Source organism: uncultured Allobosea sp., assembly GCF_945957345.1.
In the GTDB taxonomy this organism is placed as follows: domain Bacteria; phylum Pseudomonadota; class Alphaproteobacteria; order Rhizobiales; family Beijerinckiaceae; genus Allobosea.
Genome location: NZ_CAMFKW010000006.1, coordinates 105,598 through 123,097, shown reverse-complemented (window position 1 = coordinate 123,097; position 17,500 = coordinate 105,598). Strand labels below are relative to the sequence as shown.

Here is a 17,500-nt window from a genome sequence, read left to right as displayed (position 1 = left end):
CTTCTGCTCGATGCCCCGGTCGGAAGATCCGCCCGCCCAAGGCATCACTAGAACCGAAGAGGTCTGGACACAGCGTCCTCACGCCGTCGTGCATTGGCAGCCTGTCCCCTCCTGTGACCCTACTCCGCCCGAATGCGCCCGAAGATTCGCCCAATCTCCATGGTGTTCCCGCCGGCGTGACCGGGCAAAACTGACGAGAAAAGGACCTCTTTCTTGACCGAGACGCCGACAACCGAGCGGGGCATCATCTATCCGCGCCCGATGCGCCTTCTGCACTGGGCCAGGGCGATGCTGATCCTCGCGCTGATCGCGACCGGCTTCTATATGACCGGACTTGCGGAAGACGATGCCAGCGCCGGCTTCTTCTATGCCAACCACAAGCAGTTCGGCATCCTGGTCTGGCTTCTGGCTCTCGTGCACCTGGCTTTGCGCTCGCGCTATCGCAGCCTGCTCCCCGACGCTCCTTGCGCTCTGCGTGGCTGGGAAAAATGGCTGTCGCACGCCACCCACCGCCTGATGATCGCGCTGACCCTACTCACGCCTGTGCTCGGCTATGCGATGTCGAGCAGCTTCACGCAGAGCGACGGCGTGCCGTTCTTCTTCCTGTCGCACGTGCCGGAAATCCTGCCCAAGAACGACGCGGCATTCGCGGTCTTCCAGGCCCTCCACAAATACTCCGCCTATCTCCTGCTGGCGTGCGTCGGCCTGCATGTCGCGGGCACGGCCAAGCATCGCCTTCAGGATAAGGGAGGCACCACCGACGTTCTCCCGCGGATGTGGCCGAACCGGCCCAGCGGATCTTCCGCGCGCTAGAGCATCCCGCGCTTGCGAAAGCGTCATGGTGGGAGAGCTCGCGAATGGGTACGCAAAACGCTTTCGGGACTGACACGGAGCCGAACGATGAATGACCGTCGGATGACCCTCGAACCCGTGGCGGCCGCCGACCTGCCGCGTTTCAGGATGGATTTGCGGGAGGCCTTTTCCGTCGCCGTGATCGAGGAGTTCGGCTCGGTCTCCGACGGTTCTGTTCCCCCTGACGAGATCATCATCGAATCGTGCGAAGCCCCCGGCGCGGAGGTTCTTCATATCCTGCTGGATGGCCGGCGGGTCGGCGGGGCCGTCGTCGCCATCGACGTCGCGACGCAGCACAATTCGCTGGATCTATTCTTCGTCATGGCGGGTATCGACGGTCGTGGCATCGGCAGGGGCGCCTGGAGCGCGATCGAAGCCCGCTATCCCGAGACGAAAGTCTGGACGACGCACACGCCGTATTTCGAGAAGCGCAACATTCACTTCTACGTCAACAAATGCGGCTTCAAGATCGTCGCCTATTATCACGCGCGCCATCCGGATCCGCATCGGCCGGACCAGCCTTCCCTGCCGGGAGACGGTGGCATGTTCAGGTTCGAGAAGGTCATGGCCAAAGGCGAATGACCCGGACGCCGGACCGGTTCACGGCTGCCAATCGAGACCTCGTTGCAAGTCAGAAGATCGGCTCGCCAAGGACGAAAAGCGAACCTGCTGCGGCACAGGAGCAATGTCGGCTTCTGGGCAAGCTAACAATGTCTGCAAGTGACGCGATGCGAACGGTAATGTCGGTCAATTCGAGTATCTATGCGGTTCTGAACTCTCCCAATAGGGTGGTTGGCCGAAAGCCTGGCGCAGGCAATCGGCGAAGGCACGCAGCTTGGCGGAAGGCCGGCGGCCTTCGGGATGCGCCAGATAGATGGCTTCCACCTGCGGCTGCACCCCGATATCGACGACCCCGAGGCGGCCGCTGCGGATTTCGGCTCCGGCGATGAACAGGGGCAGCAGGGCGATGCCCAGCCCCGCCAGCGCGGCGTCCCGCATCATGTCGCCGTTATTCACCCGCAGGCTCGGGCGACCGCGCACGCTGACCGCCCCATCCGGGCCATGGAAGCGCCAGTCGCCGCTGCCCCGGTTGGTGTAGAAGATGCCGTCATGCCCATCCAGTTCGGCCGCCGAAGCCGGGGTACCGCGCCGCTCCAGGTAATCAGGCGCGGCGACGAGCACTCTGCGGCTTGGAGCCAGCGTCCAGGCGACGAGGCGCGAATCCGCGATCGGCCCATGGCGCAGCACCGCGTCATAGCTATCCGCGCCGGCCTCGACCCGCCGGTCGTCGAGATCGAGCGTCAGCGCGATGTCGGGATGCCGCGCGAGAAAGGGATAGATCGCCGGGCCGAGATGCAGCCGCCCGAAAGTGACGGGGGCCGAGATCAACAGCGGCCCGGCCAGCGTGCCGCGCCGCTCGGCCATGTCGGCCGCGGCATCCTCGACCTCGCGGGTGATGCGCGTGGCGCGTTCGAGAAAGGCAGTGCCGTCCTCGGTGAGGGTCAGCCGCCGGGCGCTGCGATGCAGCAACGTGGCGCCGAGACCATGTTCCAACTCTGCCAGGCGGTCGCTGACCACCGATTTCGACAGGCGCAACCGGCGCGCGGCCTCGCTCAACGAGCCGGCCTCCGCGATGGCGACGAAGGTCGCGATGCCGTCGAGCTTCAACATCGTTCGGTTTTTCCGGAGCTGAATTTCGCCGATGCGACGCTAATCCGAACGAGAAGCGAATGCTACGTTGCGTCATGCCAACGGGGCTGACAGCGACGGTCATGGTCGACCGCCCTCCCGACAGGCGGGAGATGCATCATGTTGAAAATTGCCTTGGCGCTCGGCGCGCTTGCCTTCGTGGCCCCGGCGGTCGCACAGGTCCCCGACTTCCCGGCCTCCTTCAAGACGCAGGAGATCGCTACCAATGGTGCCACCATCCATGTCCGGATCGGCGGCCGGGGTCCGGCAGTCGTGCTGCTGCACGGCTACGGCGAAACCGGTGACATGTGGGCGCCGATGGCGGCCGATCTGGCGAAGAACTACACGGTGGTGGTGCCGGATCTGCGCGGACTCGGCCTGTCGTCCAAGCCGGCCTCAGGCTTCGACAAGAAGACGCAGGCCGGGGACGTCGCCGGCGTTCTCGACGCGCTCAAGATCGAGCAGGCCGATCTGGTGACGCACGATATCGGCAACATGGTCGGCTTCGCCTTCGCCGCACAGCAGCCGCAGCGCGTCGGCCGCTTCGTCCTGATCGACGCGCCGGTGCCTGGCGTCGGACCCTGGGAGGAAATCCTGAAGAACCCGCTGCTCTGGCATTTCCGCTTCGGCGGGCCGGACATGGAGCGGCTGGTCGCGGGGCGCGAGCGCATCTATCTCGACCGCTTCTGGAACGAGTTCTCGGCGACGCCGGCCCGCTTCACCGAAGCTTCGCGCGAGCACTACGCCAAGCTCTACGCCTTGCCCGGCGCGATGCATTCGGGCTTCGCCCAGTTCGCCGCCTTCGACCAGGACGCGATCGACAACCGCGCCTTTCTGGCAGCCGGCGGCAAGCTCGCGATGCCGATCCTGGCGATCGGCGGCGAGAAGTCGTTCGGCACCGCGATGGCGGCGGTGATGCGGGCCGCAGCGACCGACGTGAGCGAAGGCGTCATCCCCGATTCCGGCCACTGGATCATGGAAGAGAACCCGGCGGCCACCGTGACGATGGTCCGGGCTTTCCTCGATAAGGGACGATAGTCGTTCCTGTCCGAGGCGGATCAATTCCTCACCCTTGAGCACCACCTATACAAATCCGTCTCAGCACTAGCGCTGGTTGCCGCGCTCGCGTCTGCTTCCGACGCATAACGGACTTCTACCCGACGTCCCGACCATTCTCATCGGCGCCCGCCCAAACCGCCATCTCGGTTGAGCTCGAAATAAGCGGCGAAGAGGAAAGCGGCCGGCGCCGCCTGCCAAACTTATCCCCGCCCTTACAACCCGTGCCTATTCTTCCCGCATCCCATCCGACCGGGGGGCTTCGCGAGGCATCGTGGGCCGGAGGGGATTGCGGGTTTCGCGCCCCAGGCCGTTGCGGGCTTGTCAGGCGCGGAGGTGCCGACTTCGCACAGGCCGAACAGGCAGGCCTCCGCCCTCGCCGGGCGTCCAAGCGAAGCAGACCCCCAGATACCCGTGCGCGGAGCCGGGCAGCGCGACGTCGTCGCTGTTCGACACCATCGACATCGACCGACATCGGCACGCAGCCGTCGACTGCGAACGCCGCCAGGCTCCGCGCATCCCTCGGGTGCAAAACGCCGGAACCCCGCAGGCACGAGCCTGGACGGGGCTTTCGGCACATCAATTCAGGTCAACAGGGCAGCATCGCCGGACAGGCAGCGGGAAACGCCGATCCGGTCGTCATTTTCAGCGCACGTCCGCCGGCAACCCGCCCGTGTGGCAGGCGAACCTCACGATGACAAAGGGTCTCAGAGCACTTTCAGATCGCCCGCGGCCGTCTTGCCGCGCTCGGTCTTCAGTTCGAACGACACCTTCTGTCCTTCCGTCAGCGTCATCATGCCGGCTTCCTTGACGGCCGTGATGTGCACGAACACATCCTTGCCGCCCTCTGCCGGTTGAATGAAGCCGAACCCCTTTTCAGTGTTGAACCACTTCACGGTTCCGGTCGCCATCGCCACATTCCTCGAAGCCAAAGCGTTACTCACCGGCAGTGAGCGCATGGCTCCTATGCCGGCAAGGGAAGGATTGACCGAAAACCGAGCCTTGTCGAGATGAAAGCACGGGCAAGCGCCCTTCCGTCTGTCAAGATTTTGTCAACACGATCCGTGCTTTGGCGCCGACGAAACGGGGAGCCTGCCGGATCGGCACCGGAATCGTCATGACCGGCGACGTAGCGTCCCGCCCGCCATGATTGCCGAGCCGAGAAATTCTCAACTGTAAGGGATGACCGCAGCCCGGTCTGCGCTGCGCCTCACCTTGGCGAAACCCTTCCCCGCATCGCAGCTTTCTCGAAGCCCTCGCTCTGGCCCAAGAGTATCGGACGAGCCCATTCCAGAGGCTGGCTCAACCCGGCCCGATCCTTGCTGGCCCTCTGGCGCCGGAAGCCACCAGCCGATACAGGCCTCGCCATGCCCCAGACCGCTACCTCCACCCTGCCGCAGCAGCACCGCTTCTACGAGGACCTCATCGCCTTGCCGCTGGGCACGCTGATGATCAGCTTCGGCATCGTCCTCTTCGCCAAGGCGACGGTGCTGACCGGCGGCGCGGCCGGGCTCGCCCTCTTGCTGCAATTCGCCACGGGAGCTGATTTCAGCCTGCTCTTCTTCGTCATCAACCTGCCGTTCTACTGGCTGGCTTTCCAGCGCATGGGCCTGCCCTTCACGCTGCGGACCTTTGCCGCCGTGATGCTGGTCTCCGTCTTCGTCTGGGCGACCCCGGGCTGGTTCCGCATCGAAGCCGTGGCCCCGCTCTATGCCGCTATCGCAGGCGGTGTCGCGATGGGGCTCGGCCTGCTGGCGCTGGCGCGTCACCGCACCGCGATCGGCGGCGTCAACATCCTCGCGCTCTACCTGCAGGAGCGCCACGGCCTGCGCGCCGGCTGGGTCCAGCTCGGCATCGACGCCGCGATCTTCGCCGCCGCGCTCTTCGTGCTGCCGCCCGACAAGGTCGCGCTGTCGCTGCTGGGAACGCTCGTGCTCAACGCCATCCTCGGCATGAACCACAAGCCCGGCCGCTACATGGCGATCTCCTGACGCAGGCCTTCCGTGCGGTAGGATGGTTGCGCGCGGCCCGCCATCCATGCGAGTCAGCCGGAAGGACAAGACGGGACGCCAACGGCGAGACGACACATGGCCCAGCCCCTGACCATCGAAGACCTGCGCCTCATGGCCAAGCGCCGGGTGCCGCGCATGTTCTACGACTATGCCGATTCCGGCGCCTGGACCGAGGGCACCTACCGCGCCAACGAGACCGACTTCGCCAAGGTGAAGCTGCGCCAGCGCGTCGCGGTCGACATGACCAACCGCTCGCTCGCCTCGGAGATGATCGGCCAGCCGGTCGCGATGCCCGTCGCGATCGCGCCCACCGGCATGACCGGGATGCAGCACGCCGATGGCGAGATCCTCGCCGCCAAGGCTGCCGCCAAGGCCGGCGTGCCCTTCACCCTCTCGACCATGAGCATCTGCTCGATCGAGGATGTCGCGAACCACACCAGCGCACCCTTCTGGTTCCAGCTCTATGTGATGAAGGATCGCGACTTCATCTCCCGCCTGATCCAGCGGGCCAAGGCCGCCGGCTGCTCGGCCCTGGTGCTGACGCTCGACCTGCAGGTCCTCGGCCAGCGCCACAAGGACATCCGCAACGGCCTCTCCGCCCCGCCGAAGCCAACCATCGCCAACCTGATCAACCTCGCCTTCAAGCCGCGCTGGTGCCTGAAAATGCTGGACACGCCGCGCCGGCAGTTCGGCAACATCGTCGGCCATGTCACCGGCGTCGCCGACATGTCCTCGCTCTCCTCCTGGACCGCCAGCCAGTTCGACCCGCAGCTCAACTGGGACGACGTGCAGTGGATCAAGGAGCAATGGGGCGGCAAGTTGATCCTGAAAGGCATCCTCGACCCCGAGGACGCCGAGATGGCGGCCAAGAGCGGCGCCGACGCGCTGATCGTCTCGAACCATGGCGGCCGCCAGCTTGACGGGGCCCTCTCCTCGATCGAGGCCCTGCCCGGCATCGTCGAGCAGGTCGGCAACCGCATCGAGGTGCTGTTCGACGGCGGCATCCGCTCGGGCCAGGATGTGCTGAAAGCGGTCGCGCTCGGCGCCAAGGGCACCTTTATCGGCCGCGCCTTCCTCTACGGGCTCGGCGCCATGGGCGAGCAGGGCGTCACCGCCGCGCTCGACATCATCCGCAAGGAGCTCGACACCACCATGGCGCTCTGCGGCCTGCGCGACATTATGCAAGTCGACGAGCGCATCCTCGTCGGCGGCCGTGCCGGCGCGATGAAGCGGCTGGCGAGCTGACACGGCTTCTCGGCCCGACAGCCGACGACCATAGAAAAGGCCCGGCGGAGCACGTCCGCCGGGCCTTTCTTATTGGGCGCCCCCTACGCAGATGTCTCTCCGCAGGGGACTGATTTCCAGATCAGGCGCGATACCAGGAAGCGAGGTTCCAGGTGTCGACGTCCCAGCCCGAATGGTCATGCGAGAGGCTGTTCGCCACGGCGACCACCTTCTTGCGCGACAGGATCGGCAGGATGACGTTGGCCTCGCAGAAGATCTCGTTGACCTTGATCAGCAGCGCGGCGCGCTTCGCCGGGTCGAGCTCCTTCTGGGCGGCCTTGTAGGCCTCATCGGCAGCCGGGTCCGTGTAGCGCGAGACGTTGCGGCCCAGCCACTTGTTCTCCTTGCTGGCGACTTCCCAGGAGGTGAACTGGTTGAGGAACCGCTCCGGATCGGGCTGCGGCTGCGTCGTCGTGTACATCTCGATGTCGGTATAGAGCTTGGTGTAGGTGTCGGGGTTCGCGACGTCCGACGAGAAGAACACCGAAGCCGTCACCGACTTCAACTCGATATCGATACCGGCACGCTGGCAGGCCTGCTTGATGATGGCCTGCACCTTCTGGCGCGGTGCGTTGATCGAGGTCTGGAAGACGTATTTGAGCTTCTTGCCATCCTTCTCGCGGATGCCGTCGGAACCCTTCTTCCAGCCGGCATCGTCGAGGATCTTGTTCGCCTTCTCGATGCTGAACTCGTACTTGAGCTTCTCCGACTTGAACTGCTTGGGCTCGTTGACGAAGCTCGCCGTGGCGGCACCGGCGCGGCCATAGATGAACTTCTGGATCGAGTCGCGGTCGATCAGCAGGTTGATCGCCTGGCGCACCGCCGGATCGCTGAGCGTCGGGTGCTTGGTCTTGGCGTTGGAACGCTCGCCATCGACCTCGGTCCACGGATCGGTCGTGTTCAGGGTGATGAACTCGATATCGCCTGCCGGCGCGGCACTGATCTTGCCGCGGCCGCCGATCTCCATGCGCTTGAGGACTTCGTCCTCGACCAGCGTATCCCAGGCATAGTCATATTCGCCGGTCTGGAGAACGGCGCGCGCCGCCGAGACCGCGTCACCGCCACCCTTGATCTCGAACGTGTCGAAATGCGGACGGTTGGCGACGTGGTAGGCCTCGTTGCGGGTGCCCTGCAGGATGTCGCCCGGCTTGAAATCGGCGAACTTGTAGGGACCGGTGCCGACGGGCTTCAGGTTGGCCGGGGCTTCGCGCGACTTCGCGCCCTTGTAGTCACCGAAATGGTGCTTCGGGATGATCATGCCGGCGACGCCGACGAAGGGATCCGCCCAGAACGGCGTCGGCTTGGCAAAGATCACCTTGACGGTGAGGTCGTCGACCTTCTCGACCTTGATGTCCTTGTAGGCGCCGGTGGTGTAGGCGGCGGTCGCCGGATCGGCGGCATATTCCCAGGTGAAGACGACGTCGTCGGCCGTGAAGGGCTTGCCGTCATGCCACTTCACGTCCTTCTTCAGCTTCCAGGTAACGGTCGTGCCGTCCTCGGACAGGCCGCCATTGGCCTTGCTGGGGACTTCGGCCGCGAGCTGCGGGATCAGGTTGCCCTCCTTGTCCCAGCCGGCGAGCGGCTCGTAGAACACGCGCGAGGCGATCTGGTCCTTGGTGCCCGAGGCGAAATGCGGGTTGAGCAGCGTCGGAGCCTGCCAGAGCAGCATCTTCAGCGGGCCACCGCCGCCGGCCTTGGTCGGCTTGTATTCGAGCGTGGCATTGGCCATCGCGACATCGTTCCAGGAGAGGATCTGGGTCGCGATCGGCGCGGTGATCCCCAGCGCCGCCATCTTCTGGATGAAGGAGCGCCGCGACAGGCCGCCCTTCTTCACGTCCTGCACCATACCCTGGATATACTGGCTAGTCATAATCAACCTTCACGTCATGGTAGCAAGAACACGATCAATAACTTGACCAGTTCCAGATCGGATTTATCAGGTCCAAGGCGTAGAATTGCTTTGGATGCGACTCTGCTCCTAGGAGCCGCTGCCTTAATCATAACTTAAGTCGTCAGGCGAGAACCGCATGGCGGCCCCGCTTGCCACTCGTAGCTCCGACTAAATTACGCTGATTCCGCAGGGAAAAACGCTGATGGCCCGCTGAAGCGCGGGGCATGTCACAGCGTCGCAGCCCCCGCGCGCCGATATCGAAACGCCGCGATGGCCGCCTACCATGGTACCGCTCTCACCTCAGAAAAGCTCTTTGAGGCCCTCTGGCGTGTCGATCTGCGCGCGATAGCGCAACTCGGACCCCTGGGTGACGAGAGGTGCTCGCTCTGCGCCCAACGTTTGCAAAAGCGCGGAGATCGCCTCGCCCTCCGGATGCTCCAGCGAAAACCCACGCAAGCGGGCGCCGAGATCGGCGATCGCCGCCATCGAACGCGCCTTGCCGCGCCGGTCGATGATCGAGGGAGCTGCCCCTCCCCAAGGCAGCGAACCGTCGTCGGGGATGGCAAAATCGAAGGCGGGTGTACCCGTCGGCAGCGCGACCTTCCGCCCGAAGATCGCCTCCCTGCCATTGAGGACTGCATCGATGCAGTCGGTGCGAGCAACCCAGCCGCGCAAACGACGGCCGGCATCCCAATCCCTTCGGACCTGCTTCCGATCGTCGAGACCGAACCAGCGCGCCCGGCTGGGATGCGCCCCGGCAGGATCAAGCGCGATGATCTCCAGATAGACCGCGTCGCCAAGTTGCAGCAGGTGATTATGGGTCCCCATATAGCCGTGCCGCTGGCCGAAGGGCACGTCGAGGTCGAGGCAGTCGCGGACATGCGCGACGCCTTCCGCAAGCGTCGGGGCGATCACGGTGAGATGGTCAAGCGTCAGCATGCCGCCAGTTGAAGCCGCGGCGGCGCGGCTGTCCACCGCTGGCGTCAGGCGCTCTCGCCACGCCGGTTCGCCACGGTGAGCGCAAGCCCACCGAGCACGAGGCCGACCCCGGTCACGAACATCAATCCGAGATCGTCGCCGAACATCACAGCCGCGGCCGCAACGCCGACGACCGGCTGGAGATACTGGATGGCAGCCGCGATCCGGGCCGGGACCGTGCGCAGGATGGCAAGCCACATGAACAGCCCCGCCACGGTCACGACAACGCCGAGATAGATCGCGGCGCCCAGCCCCGTCGCCGTCACCGCGAACGGCACATGCGACATCTCCCAAGCCGCCCAGGGCAGCAGCGCGATGAAGCCGAACAGCGTGCTCCAGGCCGCGACAGTGGCGGTGCCCCAGCGCTCGGACAGTTCGACGCTCCAGACATAGTAGAACGCGATGGTCACGGCCGAGAGCAGCACCAGCATCGCGCCGGCGAGCGTGGTCTGCGTCACCGCGGAAGCCGCATCGCCCCGCCCGGATGCCACGACCGCGATACCTGCGAAGGCGGCGACGAGCCCGAGCGCCTGAAGCCGCGACACGGATTGCCTGAGCCGCAAGGCCGCGAAGATCACGACGAAGATCGGGATCGTCGCGGAAATGATCGTGCCGACCGAGGCCGAGGTGCCGGCGACGCCGAAGGTCTGCGCGACCTGCCCGATGCCGATACCGAGAATGCCCAGCGCCGCCAGCCGCGGCAGCTCCCGCCGGGGCAGGCGCTGCTTGCCGACGACGAGAATAAACATCAGGGGCACGGCGATGATGAAGCGCAACGCCGTCAGCGTCAGCGGCGGCAGCGTGATGAGGCCGAGCTTGGTGATCGGGATCGATACGCCCCAGAGCAAGGCGAGGAGCAGCATCGTCGCATAGCTCCCGAGCGACGGATCAGGGCGGGGGAGCGAGGCCGGCTGACTCATGGGTTCGGGCGGTCTTTGTGACGCGGCGGAGACCGGAAGCCTTAGGTCGCCCCTTCTACGCCCGCAAGTCGGGCACAGCAGCACCGGCATCCTTCCTAAAGTATTGCATTAAAAAAGCCCCGCGGACCTTGCGGTACCGCGGGGCTTTTCGAGTCAGATATCAAGCACTCAGCGCGAGAACTTCTTGTACTGGATGCGCTTCGGAATGGTCGAGTCGATGCCGAGGCGGCGCTTCTTGTCCTCCTCGTAATCGGCGAAATTGCCCTCGAACCATTCGACATGGCTGTCGCCTTCGAAGGCGAGGATATGGGTCGCGATGCGGTCGAGGAACCAGCGATCGTGGCTGATGATCACGGCGCAGCCGGCATAATCCTCGAGCGCCTCTTCGAGCGCCCGCAGCGTATCGACATCGAGGTCGTTGGTCGGCTCGTCGAGCAGCAGCAGGTTGGCGCCGGACTTCAGCATCTTGGCGAGGTGGACGCGGTTGCGCTCACCACCGGAGAGCGAGCCGACCTTCTTCTGCTGGTCGCCGCCCTTGAAGTTGAAGGCCGAGCAATAGGCGCGGGAATTGATCTCGCGCTTGCCGAGATAGAGCACGTCGTTGCCGCCGGAGATTTCCTCCCAGACGTTCTTCTTGTCGTCGAGCGAATCGCGGCTCTGGTCGACATAGCCAAGCTGGACGCTCTCGCCGACCTTGATCGTGCCGGCATCCGGCTTCTCGGCGCCGGTGATCATCTTGAACAGCGTGGTCTTGCCGGCGCCGTTGGGGCCGATGACGCCGACGATGCCGCCCGGCGGCAGCTTGAACGAGAGATCGTCGATCAGCAGCTTGTCCTGGAAGCCCTTCGACAGCCCCTCGAAATCGACGACGTTGTTGCCCAGCCGCTCGGCGATCGGGATGATGATCTGCGCGGTGTCCGGCCCCTTGCTGTTGGCCTTCTGGACCAGCTCGTCATAGCGCTGGATGCGGGCCTTGCTCTTGGCCTGGCGGGCCTTGGGCGACTGCGCCATCCACTCCGCTTCGCGCTCCAGGGTCTTCTGGCGCGAGGCGTCCTCGCGGCCTTCCTGAGCGAGGCGCTTCTGCTTCTGCACCGACCAGGCCGAGTAGTTGCCCTCATAGGGGATGCCCTGGCCGCGATCGAGCTCGAGGATCCAGCTCGTGACGTTGTCGAGGAAGTAGCGATCATGGGTGACGATCAGGATCGCGCCCGGATAGGTCCGCAGGTGGCCTTCGAGCCAGGCGGTGGTCTCGGCGTCGAGATGGTTGGTCGGCTCGTCGAGCAGCAGCAGTTCCGGCTGCTCCAGCAGCAGCTTGCACATGGCGACGCGGCGGCGCTCGCCGCCCGAGAGCTTGTCCACCGCCCAGTCGTCCGGCGGGCAGCGCAGCGCGTCCATCGCCTGATCGACCTTCGAATCGAGATCCCACAGGCCCTTGGCTTCGATCTCATCCTGGAGATTGGTCATCTCGTCGGCGGTCTCGTCCGAATAGTTCATGGCGAGCTCGTTATAGCGGTCGAGGATCGCCTTCTGGGGCGCGACGCCAAGCATGACGTTCTCACGGACCGTCAGGCTCTCGTCGAGCTTCGGTTCCTGCGGCAGGTAGCCGACGCGCGCGCCTTCCGCGACCCAGGCCTCGCCGGTCCATTCCTTGTCCATGCCGGCCATGATCTTGAGCAGGGTCGACTTACCGGCGCCGTTGACGCCGAGCACGCCGATCTTGGCGTCCGGGTAGAACGAGAGATGGATGTTGTTCAGGACCTGCTTGCCGCCCGGATAGGTCTTGGACAGGCCGCGCATATGGTAGATGAACTGGCGGGACATGGGGCGAGCGGGCTCCGCTTTAGAACGCTTGGCGACGGATGTCGGGAAATCTGGCCGCTATGTAGCGAGCCCGGCCAGAGCCCGCAACCTTGCCGCTGTGCAGTCAGGCCGCAATCAGCCCCTTCAGCAACTGAACCATGCGTCGCGTTGCGCCGCCGCCTTCCGGTCGCCGCGCCGTCGTCTGCGCCAGGACGAGCTTGTGCCGCGGCACGACGGCGATGAATTGCCCGCCATAGCCTGAGGCGAATCCGGCGCCTGGCCCGAATGTCGCGGGATCGAGCACCCACCAGAGATAGCCGTAGCCGAGATCGCCCCGCGATGTCTGCGAATGGGCGGAAAGCGAATCCGCGAGCCACCGCTCGGGAACGATCCGCTGCCCCTGCCATGCGCCGCCGGCCAGAACCATTTCGCCGAAGCGCAGCATGTCCCTCGTCGTCAGGCTGAAGACATAGGCGGCATGGCGCGAGTGACCGTCCTCGACGTAATGGCCGTCGCGCACAGTGAAGTCCTGCATGCCGATCGGTTGCGCGATGCGGCGGGCGAAGCTCTCGAAGATGTCCTCGCCGGTCCGTTGCCGGTAGATCGTGCCGAGCGCGTTGAAATCCCAGTTGTTGTAGAACCAGAAGCTGCCGGGCGGATGGCTGCCGCGCGCCGGCCGCGTCCGGCGCTGCTCGGCAGTCTCGTAGCCGGCGACATGGTAGACGCCCGAGCGGGCCTTCAGCAGATCGGCGACCGTGGCCCGCTTTTCCTCGACCGAGAGAACGGGCGGAAGATCGTCGATGCCGAGCTCGGCCAAGGTCGCATCGAGCCTGATCTGCCCTTCCCCGACCGCGCTGCCGTAGAGCGCTCCCAGCAGGCTCTTGCGGACGGAAGCGACGGGGACCTTTCGCGCCGGGTCGCCATGACCGGCGATCGCCCGCCCCTCGCGCAAGGCCAGGAGCGCGACCGGCCGGACGGCCTCGATATAGGCCGGCAGCGGCAAGGACCCATCCGCCGCTTGCGCAACGGCGTGGCCGGCCCTCCCGATCGCGAGCGACGGTCCCAGGGCCAGAACGCCGCGACGGGAGAAGGTCGAGAAGGTCATGGCGCAGCCGGCGGGATGGAAAGGAAACGGCAAGCTGGCCACGCTCTGTGGCTTTTCGAGGAAGGGAACGAAGGCGCAGCGCCGCCGCTCACGAAATCGCCAACAGTGGCATCGGCGCTTTTCCCGGCCCGGCTTTTGCCTGAAGCTCGGTGAGTTGAAAATCAAGCCGGAGAGCGCCATGCGTAAGCCCATCGGCCTGTTTGCGATCGCCCTGCATCTCCTGGCTTTCCCGGCACTGCTGTTCACGTTCGCCCTGCCCGCCCGCGCCCAGTCGAACGAGCCCGGCTGCCGGCCGGAGATGGCGAGCCTGGACCTGCCGATCCATCGGGTGCAGCTCGCCAAGGACGAGGTCCGCCTGACCTTCGTCGGCCACGCCACCTTCCTGATCGAGACGCCGGGCGGCGTGAAGATCGCGACCGACTACAACGACTATGTCCGCCCGCCTTTGACGCCCGACATCGTCACGATGAACAAGGCGCATTCAACGCATTATTCCAACCATCCCGATACCGCGATCAAACAGGTGCTGCGCGGCTGGGACCCGGAGGGCAAGGGCGCAGCCCATCATGACCTCACGCTCGGCGATGTCCGCGTCCGCAACGTGCCGACGAACATCCGCACCTATGACGGCGGCACCGACTATGACGGCAACTCGATCTTCGTCTTCGAGATCGGCGAGCTCTGCATCGCCCATCTCGGCCATCTGCATCATCCGCTGGAGCCTGGCCATCTGCGCGCGCTCGGCCGAGTCGATATCGTGCTCTTCCCGGTCGATGGCAGCTATACGCTCGACCAGTCCGGCATGCTGGATGTCCTGAAATCGATCCAGGCGCGGGTGATGATCCCCATGCATTTCTTCGGCGGCGGCACGCTCTCCCGCTTCCTCGCCCGCACGCAGGACCTGTGGCCGGTCGAACGCCGCGAGCAGCCGACGATCACGCTGAGCAAGGCGACGCTGCCCGCCAAGCCCACCATGATCGTCCTGCCCGGGCACTAGACCGGCGACGTCAGGTATTCACGCCGCCATCGATAGCGAAACCGGCACCGGTGATGAAACGCGCCTCCTCGCTGGCGAGATAGGCGACGAGCCCGGCGATGTCCTCCGGCTGGCCATAGCGCGGGATAGCCATGCGCGCCCGCTGTGCATCCGCCCGCTCGCCATCGGCCGGATTCATGTCCGTATCGGTCGAGCCGGGATGAACGATGTTGACGGTGATGCCGCGCGGGCCGAGATCGCGCGCCAGCCCCTTGGTGAAGCCGATCAGCGCCGCCTTGCTCATCGCATAGAGCGTGACGCCGGGCTCGACGACACGATCGGCAAGGCAGGAGCCGGTGGAGATGATCCGCCCGCCCTCGCCCAGATGCGCCGCCGCGGCCTGCGAGGCCAGCACCACCGCCCGGACATTCACCGAAAGCGTCGCGTCGATATCGGCGAGGCTCCAGTCGGCGACCGGGCCGCCACGATAGATCCCGGCATTGTTGACGAGGATGTCGAGCCCGCCGAGCGCCTTGGCGGCATCGTCGACGGCATGCGTCACCGCCGCGGGATCGGCGCTGTCGGCAGCGAAAGCGAAGCCCTTGCGGCCGAGCGCCTCGATGTCCTTGACGACCGCACCTGCCTTGTCGGCGGAGCGTTCATAGGTGAGCGCGACATCGGCACCCTCGGCAGCGAGCCTGCGGGCGATGGCGGCGCCGATTCCGCGGCTGCCGCCGGTGACGAGAGCGCGCTTTCCGGCAAGGCGTGACATGGCAAACTCCATTTATGTGTCGATCGATACACAATCGATGCCGCGCTTGCCTGACGCCGTCAAGGGAAATATATAACGACCATCACAGAATGGTTTTCGCGGAGGCGGACGCATGGCCGAACGAGGCCGTCCACGCAGTTTCGACCGGCAGGCTGCGCTGGAGCGCGCCATGGACGTGTTCTGGGAACGCGGCTACCAGGCAGCCGCGATGAGCGATCTCACCGAGGCTATGGGCATCAATTCCCCGAGTCTCTACGCCGCCTTCGGCAGCAAGGAGGAACTCTATCGCGAGGCCATCGCCCATTTCGCTGCAACCGAGAGCGACGACATCCTCTCGCCCCTGCAGAATGCTCCGACGGCGCGGGCGGCGATCGAGGGCTATCTGATGGCCAGCGCCAAGACATTCACCCGGCCCGGCCGCCCTCCCGGCTGCATGGTCGTGCTCTCGGCGGTCAATGCCATCGGCGTCGGCGACGAGACCACACGCATCCTGCGCGAGATGCGGGCCGGCAGCGTCACGATGATCGAGGAGCGGCTGCGGCGAGCCATCGCGGAAGGCGAGTTGCCGTCCTCGCTCGATCCCCACCCGATCGCGAGCTACTACGTCACCGTCCAGCAGGGCATGTCGATCCAGGCGCGCGACGGCGCCTCCCGGCAGGTGCTGGAGATGATCGCGCAGGGTGCGATGGCGGCCTGGGACGCACTGACGATCCCGAAAGCGGCTTGAGAAGCGGTGTTAACGCCTCGCTGAGGCTGATTTCAGGCTTTCCTTGCCGTTGCGGAAGATCGCGCCATCCTCTCCGCAACCGGGAGACCGCTTTCATGCGCCGCATCGCCGCCGTCCTGTGCCTGCTCGCGACCGCCACCTTGCTGCCCGTTCAGGCCGAGGCGGCGAGGTTCCGCCTGGGCGGGCGCAGCTCCACGACGAGCCGTGTGGTCGTCGTGCCCGGCATCGCTGCCGGCGCCGGCAGCGCGCAGGCGGCGACCAGCGAACCGGAACGCGTCCCCTTCCCGCCCGCGACTGCCCAGCGCGCAGAACCGCTGCCCTTGCGCCTCTCGTCGAACAACGAGGCCAAGAAGCCGTGGTGCCAGACGGATGTCGTGGTCGGCGGCTTCTGCATGATGAACTGACGGGCTGCGCTCAGACACGGCTGACGCGCCCCTCGAGCGGATAGGCCGGGTCGCTGTAGCCCGGCGTCGAGGGATGGCCCGCCGGAACCAGCCGGTCGATCAGCGCCTCGTCCTCCGTGTCGAAGCCGGCATCGAGCGCCGCGAGATAGGCTTCCCACTGCTCGAACGTACGCGGGCCGGCGATCGCCGCCGTGACGAAGGCGTTGTTGAGCACCCAGCGCACCGCGAACTGGATCGGCGTCAGACCTTTCCGTGCGGCATGCTCCTTGATCGTCTGGGCGATGACGAGGCTCTCCTCGCGCCACTCGGCCTGCATCATCCGCCGGTCGCCGCGCCCGGCGCGCGTACCCTCGGCCGGCGCCTGCCCCGGTGCGTATTTCGCGGTCAGCACGCCCCTTGCCAGCGGCGAATAGGACGCGACACCCAACCCGAAATAACCGCAGGCCGGCAGATGCTCGACCTCCGGCATGCGGTTCATCGCGTTGTAATAGGGCTGGCTGACGACGGGGCGGTCGATGCCGAGCTCGTCGCAGAGCCGGCAGATCTCGGCCAGCCGCCAGGCGCGGTAGTTCGAGACGCCGAAATGCCGGATCTTGCCCTGCCGGACGAGATCGGCGATCGCATGCACCGTCTCCTCCAATGGCGTCGTGTGGTCCTCCTTGTGGAGGTAGTAGACGTCGATGGTCTCGCTGCCGAGCCGGCGCAGGCTGTCCTCGCAGGCGCGCAGCACCCAGCGCCGCGACAACCCGCCATTCATCGGCCCCTTGCCCATCGGGTTCGCGACCTTCGTCGCCAGCACCCAGTCGTAGCGATTGTTGGCGATGGCGCGGCCGGTCACCTCCTCGGACCGGCCCTCGTTATAGACATCGGCCGTGTCGATGAAATTGACGCCGGCCTCGCGCGCGCTGTCGATGATGCGGCGCGAGGTCGCTTCGTCGGCCGGCCCGCCGAACATCATCGTGCCCAGGCAGAGCGGCGAGACCTTGAGGCCGGAGCGGCCGAGACGGCGGTAGTCCATGGCGGAGATCCTCGAA

General features: G+C 65.7%; 17 protein-coding genes. 8 read left to right on the top strand and 9 right to left on the bottom strand.

Annotated features, from left to right (window positions below):
* Positions 1–213 precede the first annotated feature (213 nt).
* Positions 214–813: a cytochrome b gene (locus Q0Q36_RS04900; protein WP_293796009.1), complete on the top strand. Its 600-nt coding sequence runs from the start codon at positions 214–216 to the stop codon at positions 811–813.
* A gap of 117 nt (positions 814–930) precedes the next feature.
* Positions 931–1,434 carry a GNAT family N-acetyltransferase gene (locus tag Q0Q36_RS04895; protein ID WP_367187156.1) on the top strand — a complete coding sequence of 168 codons (504 nt, stop codon included), beginning with the start codon at positions 931–933 and terminating at the stop codon, positions 1,432–1,434.
* Positions 1,435–1,599: 165 nt separating this feature from the next.
* Here Q0Q36_RS04895 and Q0Q36_RS04890 read toward each other — a convergent pair whose 3' ends face one another.
* Positions 1,600–2,523, bottom strand: a complete 924-nt coding sequence (locus Q0Q36_RS04890; protein WP_293796007.1) for a LysR family transcriptional regulator — start codon at positions 2,521–2,523, stop codon at positions 1,600–1,602.
* 138 nt (positions 2,524–2,661) lie between these two features.
* Between Q0Q36_RS04890 and Q0Q36_RS04885 the strand changes: the two genes are divergently transcribed.
* Complete coding sequence (locus tag Q0Q36_RS04885) at positions 2,662–3,579, top strand: alpha/beta hydrolase (protein ID WP_293796006.1); 918 nt, start codon at positions 2,662–2,664, stop codon at positions 3,577–3,579.
* A gap of 725 nt (positions 3,580–4,304) precedes the next feature.
* Here the strand turns inward: Q0Q36_RS04885 and Q0Q36_RS04880 are convergent.
* Positions 4,305–4,508 carry a cold-shock protein gene (locus tag Q0Q36_RS04880; protein WP_047581917.1) on the bottom strand — a complete coding sequence of 68 codons (204 nt, stop codon included), beginning with the start codon at positions 4,506–4,508 and terminating at the stop codon, positions 4,305–4,307.
* 456 nt (positions 4,509–4,964) lie between these two features.
* On the opposite strand from Q0Q36_RS04880, the gene Q0Q36_RS04875 reads away from it, so the two are divergent.
* Positions 4,965–5,588 carry a YitT family protein gene (locus Q0Q36_RS04875; RefSeq protein ID WP_293795995.1) on the top strand — a complete coding sequence of 208 codons (624 nt, stop codon included), beginning with the start codon at positions 4,965–4,967 and terminating at the stop codon, positions 5,586–5,588.
* A 96-nt stretch (positions 5,589–5,684) separates the two neighbouring features.
* Positions 5,685–6,854, top strand: coding sequence for an alpha-hydroxy acid oxidase (locus tag Q0Q36_RS04870; protein WP_293795994.1), 1,170 nt, complete (start codon positions 5,685–5,687; stop codon positions 6,852–6,854).
* A gap of 121 nt (positions 6,855–6,975) precedes the next feature.
* On the opposite strand, the gene Q0Q36_RS04865 is transcribed toward Q0Q36_RS04870, so the two are convergent.
* The 5 genes from Q0Q36_RS04865 to Q0Q36_RS04845 form a co-directional block, all read right to left on the bottom strand.
* Complete coding sequence (locus Q0Q36_RS04865; protein WP_293795993.1) at positions 6,976–8,763, bottom strand: peptide ABC transporter substrate-binding protein; 1,788 nt, start codon at positions 8,761–8,763, stop codon at positions 6,976–6,978.
* A 321-nt stretch (positions 8,764–9,084) separates the two neighbouring features.
* On the bottom strand, positions 9,085–9,723 hold the full coding sequence (locus Q0Q36_RS04860; RefSeq protein WP_293795992.1) for a VOC family protein: 639 nt from the start codon (positions 9,721–9,723) through the stop codon (positions 9,085–9,087).
* 44 nt (positions 9,724–9,767) lie between these two features.
* Entirely contained in the window at positions 9,768–10,625 is an 858-nt protein-coding gene (locus tag Q0Q36_RS04855; RefSeq protein ID WP_293795989.1) for a DMT family transporter, read from the bottom strand.
* Positions 10,626–10,850: 225 nt separating this feature from the next.
* Complete coding sequence (ettA, locus tag Q0Q36_RS04850) at positions 10,851–12,503, bottom strand: energy-dependent translational throttle protein EttA (RefSeq protein ID WP_257734444.1); 1,653 nt, start codon at positions 12,501–12,503, stop codon at positions 10,851–10,853.
* A 103-nt stretch (positions 12,504–12,606) separates the two neighbouring features.
* Entirely contained in the window at positions 12,607–13,587 is a 981-nt protein-coding gene (locus Q0Q36_RS04845; RefSeq protein WP_293795985.1) for a serine hydrolase, read from the bottom strand.
* A 178-nt stretch (positions 13,588–13,765) separates the two neighbouring features.
* Here Q0Q36_RS04845 and Q0Q36_RS04840 point away from each other — a divergent pair, with 178 nt between their 5' ends.
* Positions 13,766–14,584 carry an MBL fold metallo-hydrolase gene (locus tag Q0Q36_RS04840; RefSeq protein ID WP_293795982.1) on the top strand — a complete coding sequence of 273 codons (819 nt, stop codon included), beginning with the start codon at positions 13,766–13,768 and terminating at the stop codon, positions 14,582–14,584.
* 10 nt (positions 14,585–14,594) lie between these two features.
* Here the strand turns inward: Q0Q36_RS04840 and Q0Q36_RS04835 are convergent, their stop codons facing one another.
* Entirely contained in the window at positions 14,595–15,335 is a 741-nt protein-coding gene (locus Q0Q36_RS04835) for an SDR family NAD(P)-dependent oxidoreductase (protein WP_293795980.1), read from the bottom strand.
* A gap of 112 nt (positions 15,336–15,447) precedes the next feature.
* On the opposite strand from Q0Q36_RS04835, the gene Q0Q36_RS04830 reads away from it, so the two are divergent.
* Together Q0Q36_RS04830 and Q0Q36_RS04825 are read left to right on the top strand one after the other, a co-directional pair.
* Positions 15,448–16,062 (top strand): TetR/AcrR family transcriptional regulator, encoded by a 615-nt coding sequence (locus tag Q0Q36_RS04830; protein ID WP_293795978.1) that lies wholly within the window; start codon positions 15,448–15,450, stop codon positions 16,060–16,062.
* A gap of 95 nt (positions 16,063–16,157) precedes the next feature.
* A complete protein-coding gene (locus Q0Q36_RS04825) occupies positions 16,158–16,466 on the top strand; it encodes a hypothetical protein (protein ID WP_293795977.1) in 309 nt (102 codons plus the stop codon).
* A gap of 10 nt (positions 16,467–16,476) precedes the next feature.
* On the opposite strand, the gene Q0Q36_RS04820 is transcribed toward Q0Q36_RS04825, so the two are convergent.
* Positions 16,477–17,484: an aldo/keto reductase gene (locus Q0Q36_RS04820; RefSeq protein WP_293795974.1), complete on the bottom strand. Its 1,008-nt coding sequence runs from the start codon at positions 17,482–17,484 to the stop codon at positions 16,477–16,479.
* Positions 17,485–17,500: the final 16 nt, after the last annotated feature.

What these genes read in the sequence shown, in the direction of transcription:
- Q0Q36_RS04890 (WP_293796007.1), bottom strand. Translation starts at nt 2,523, where the DNA reads ATGTTGAAGCTCGACGGCATCGCGACCTTCGTCGCCATCGCGGAGGCC.
- Q0Q36_RS04885 (WP_293796006.1), top strand. Translation starts at nt 2,662, where the DNA reads ATGTTGAAAATTGCCTTGGCGCTCGGCGCGCTTGCCTTCGTGGCCCCG.
- Q0Q36_RS04880 (WP_047581917.1), bottom strand. Translation starts at nt 4,508, where the DNA reads ATGGCGACCGGAACCGTGAAGTGGTTCAACACTGAAAAGGGGTTCGGC.
- Q0Q36_RS04875 (WP_293795995.1), top strand. Translation starts at nt 4,965, where the DNA reads ATGCCCCAGACCGCTACCTCCACCCTGCCGCAGCAGCACCGCTTCTAC.
- Q0Q36_RS04870 (WP_293795994.1), top strand. Translation starts at nt 5,685, where the DNA reads ATGGCCCAGCCCCTGACCATCGAAGACCTGCGCCTCATGGCCAAGCGC.
- Q0Q36_RS04865 (WP_293795993.1), bottom strand. Translation starts at nt 8,763, where the DNA reads ATGACTAGCCAGTATATCCAGGGTATGGTGCAGGACGTGAAGAAGGGC.
- Q0Q36_RS04860 (WP_293795992.1), bottom strand. Translation starts at nt 9,723, where the DNA reads ATGCTGACGCTTGACCATCTCACCGTGATCGCCCCGACGCTTGCGGAA.
- Q0Q36_RS04855 (WP_293795989.1), bottom strand. Translation starts at nt 10,625, where the DNA reads ATGCTGCTCCTCGCCTTGCTCTGGGGCGTATCGATCCCGATCACCAAG.
- ettA (WP_257734444.1), bottom strand. Translation starts at nt 12,503, where the DNA reads ATGTCCCGCCAGTTCATCTACCATATGCGCGGCCTGTCCAAGACCTAT.
- Q0Q36_RS04845 (WP_293795985.1), bottom strand. Translation starts at nt 13,587, where the DNA reads ATGACCTTCTCGACCTTCTCCCGTCGCGGCGTTCTGGCCCTGGGACCG.
- Q0Q36_RS04840 (WP_293795982.1), top strand. Translation starts at nt 13,766, where the DNA reads ATGCGTAAGCCCATCGGCCTGTTTGCGATCGCCCTGCATCTCCTGGCT.
- Q0Q36_RS04835 (WP_293795980.1), bottom strand. Translation starts at nt 15,335, where the DNA reads ATGTCACGCCTTGCCGGAAAGCGCGCTCTCGTCACCGGCGGCAGCCGC.
- Q0Q36_RS04830 (WP_293795978.1), top strand. Translation starts at nt 15,448, where the DNA reads ATGGCCGAACGAGGCCGTCCACGCAGTTTCGACCGGCAGGCTGCGCTG.
- Q0Q36_RS04825 (WP_293795977.1), top strand. Translation starts at nt 16,158, where the DNA reads ATGCGCCGCATCGCCGCCGTCCTGTGCCTGCTCGCGACCGCCACCTTG.
- Q0Q36_RS04820 (WP_293795974.1), bottom strand. Translation starts at nt 17,484, where the DNA reads ATGGACTACCGCCGTCTCGGCCGCTCCGGCCTCAAGGTCTCGCCGCTC.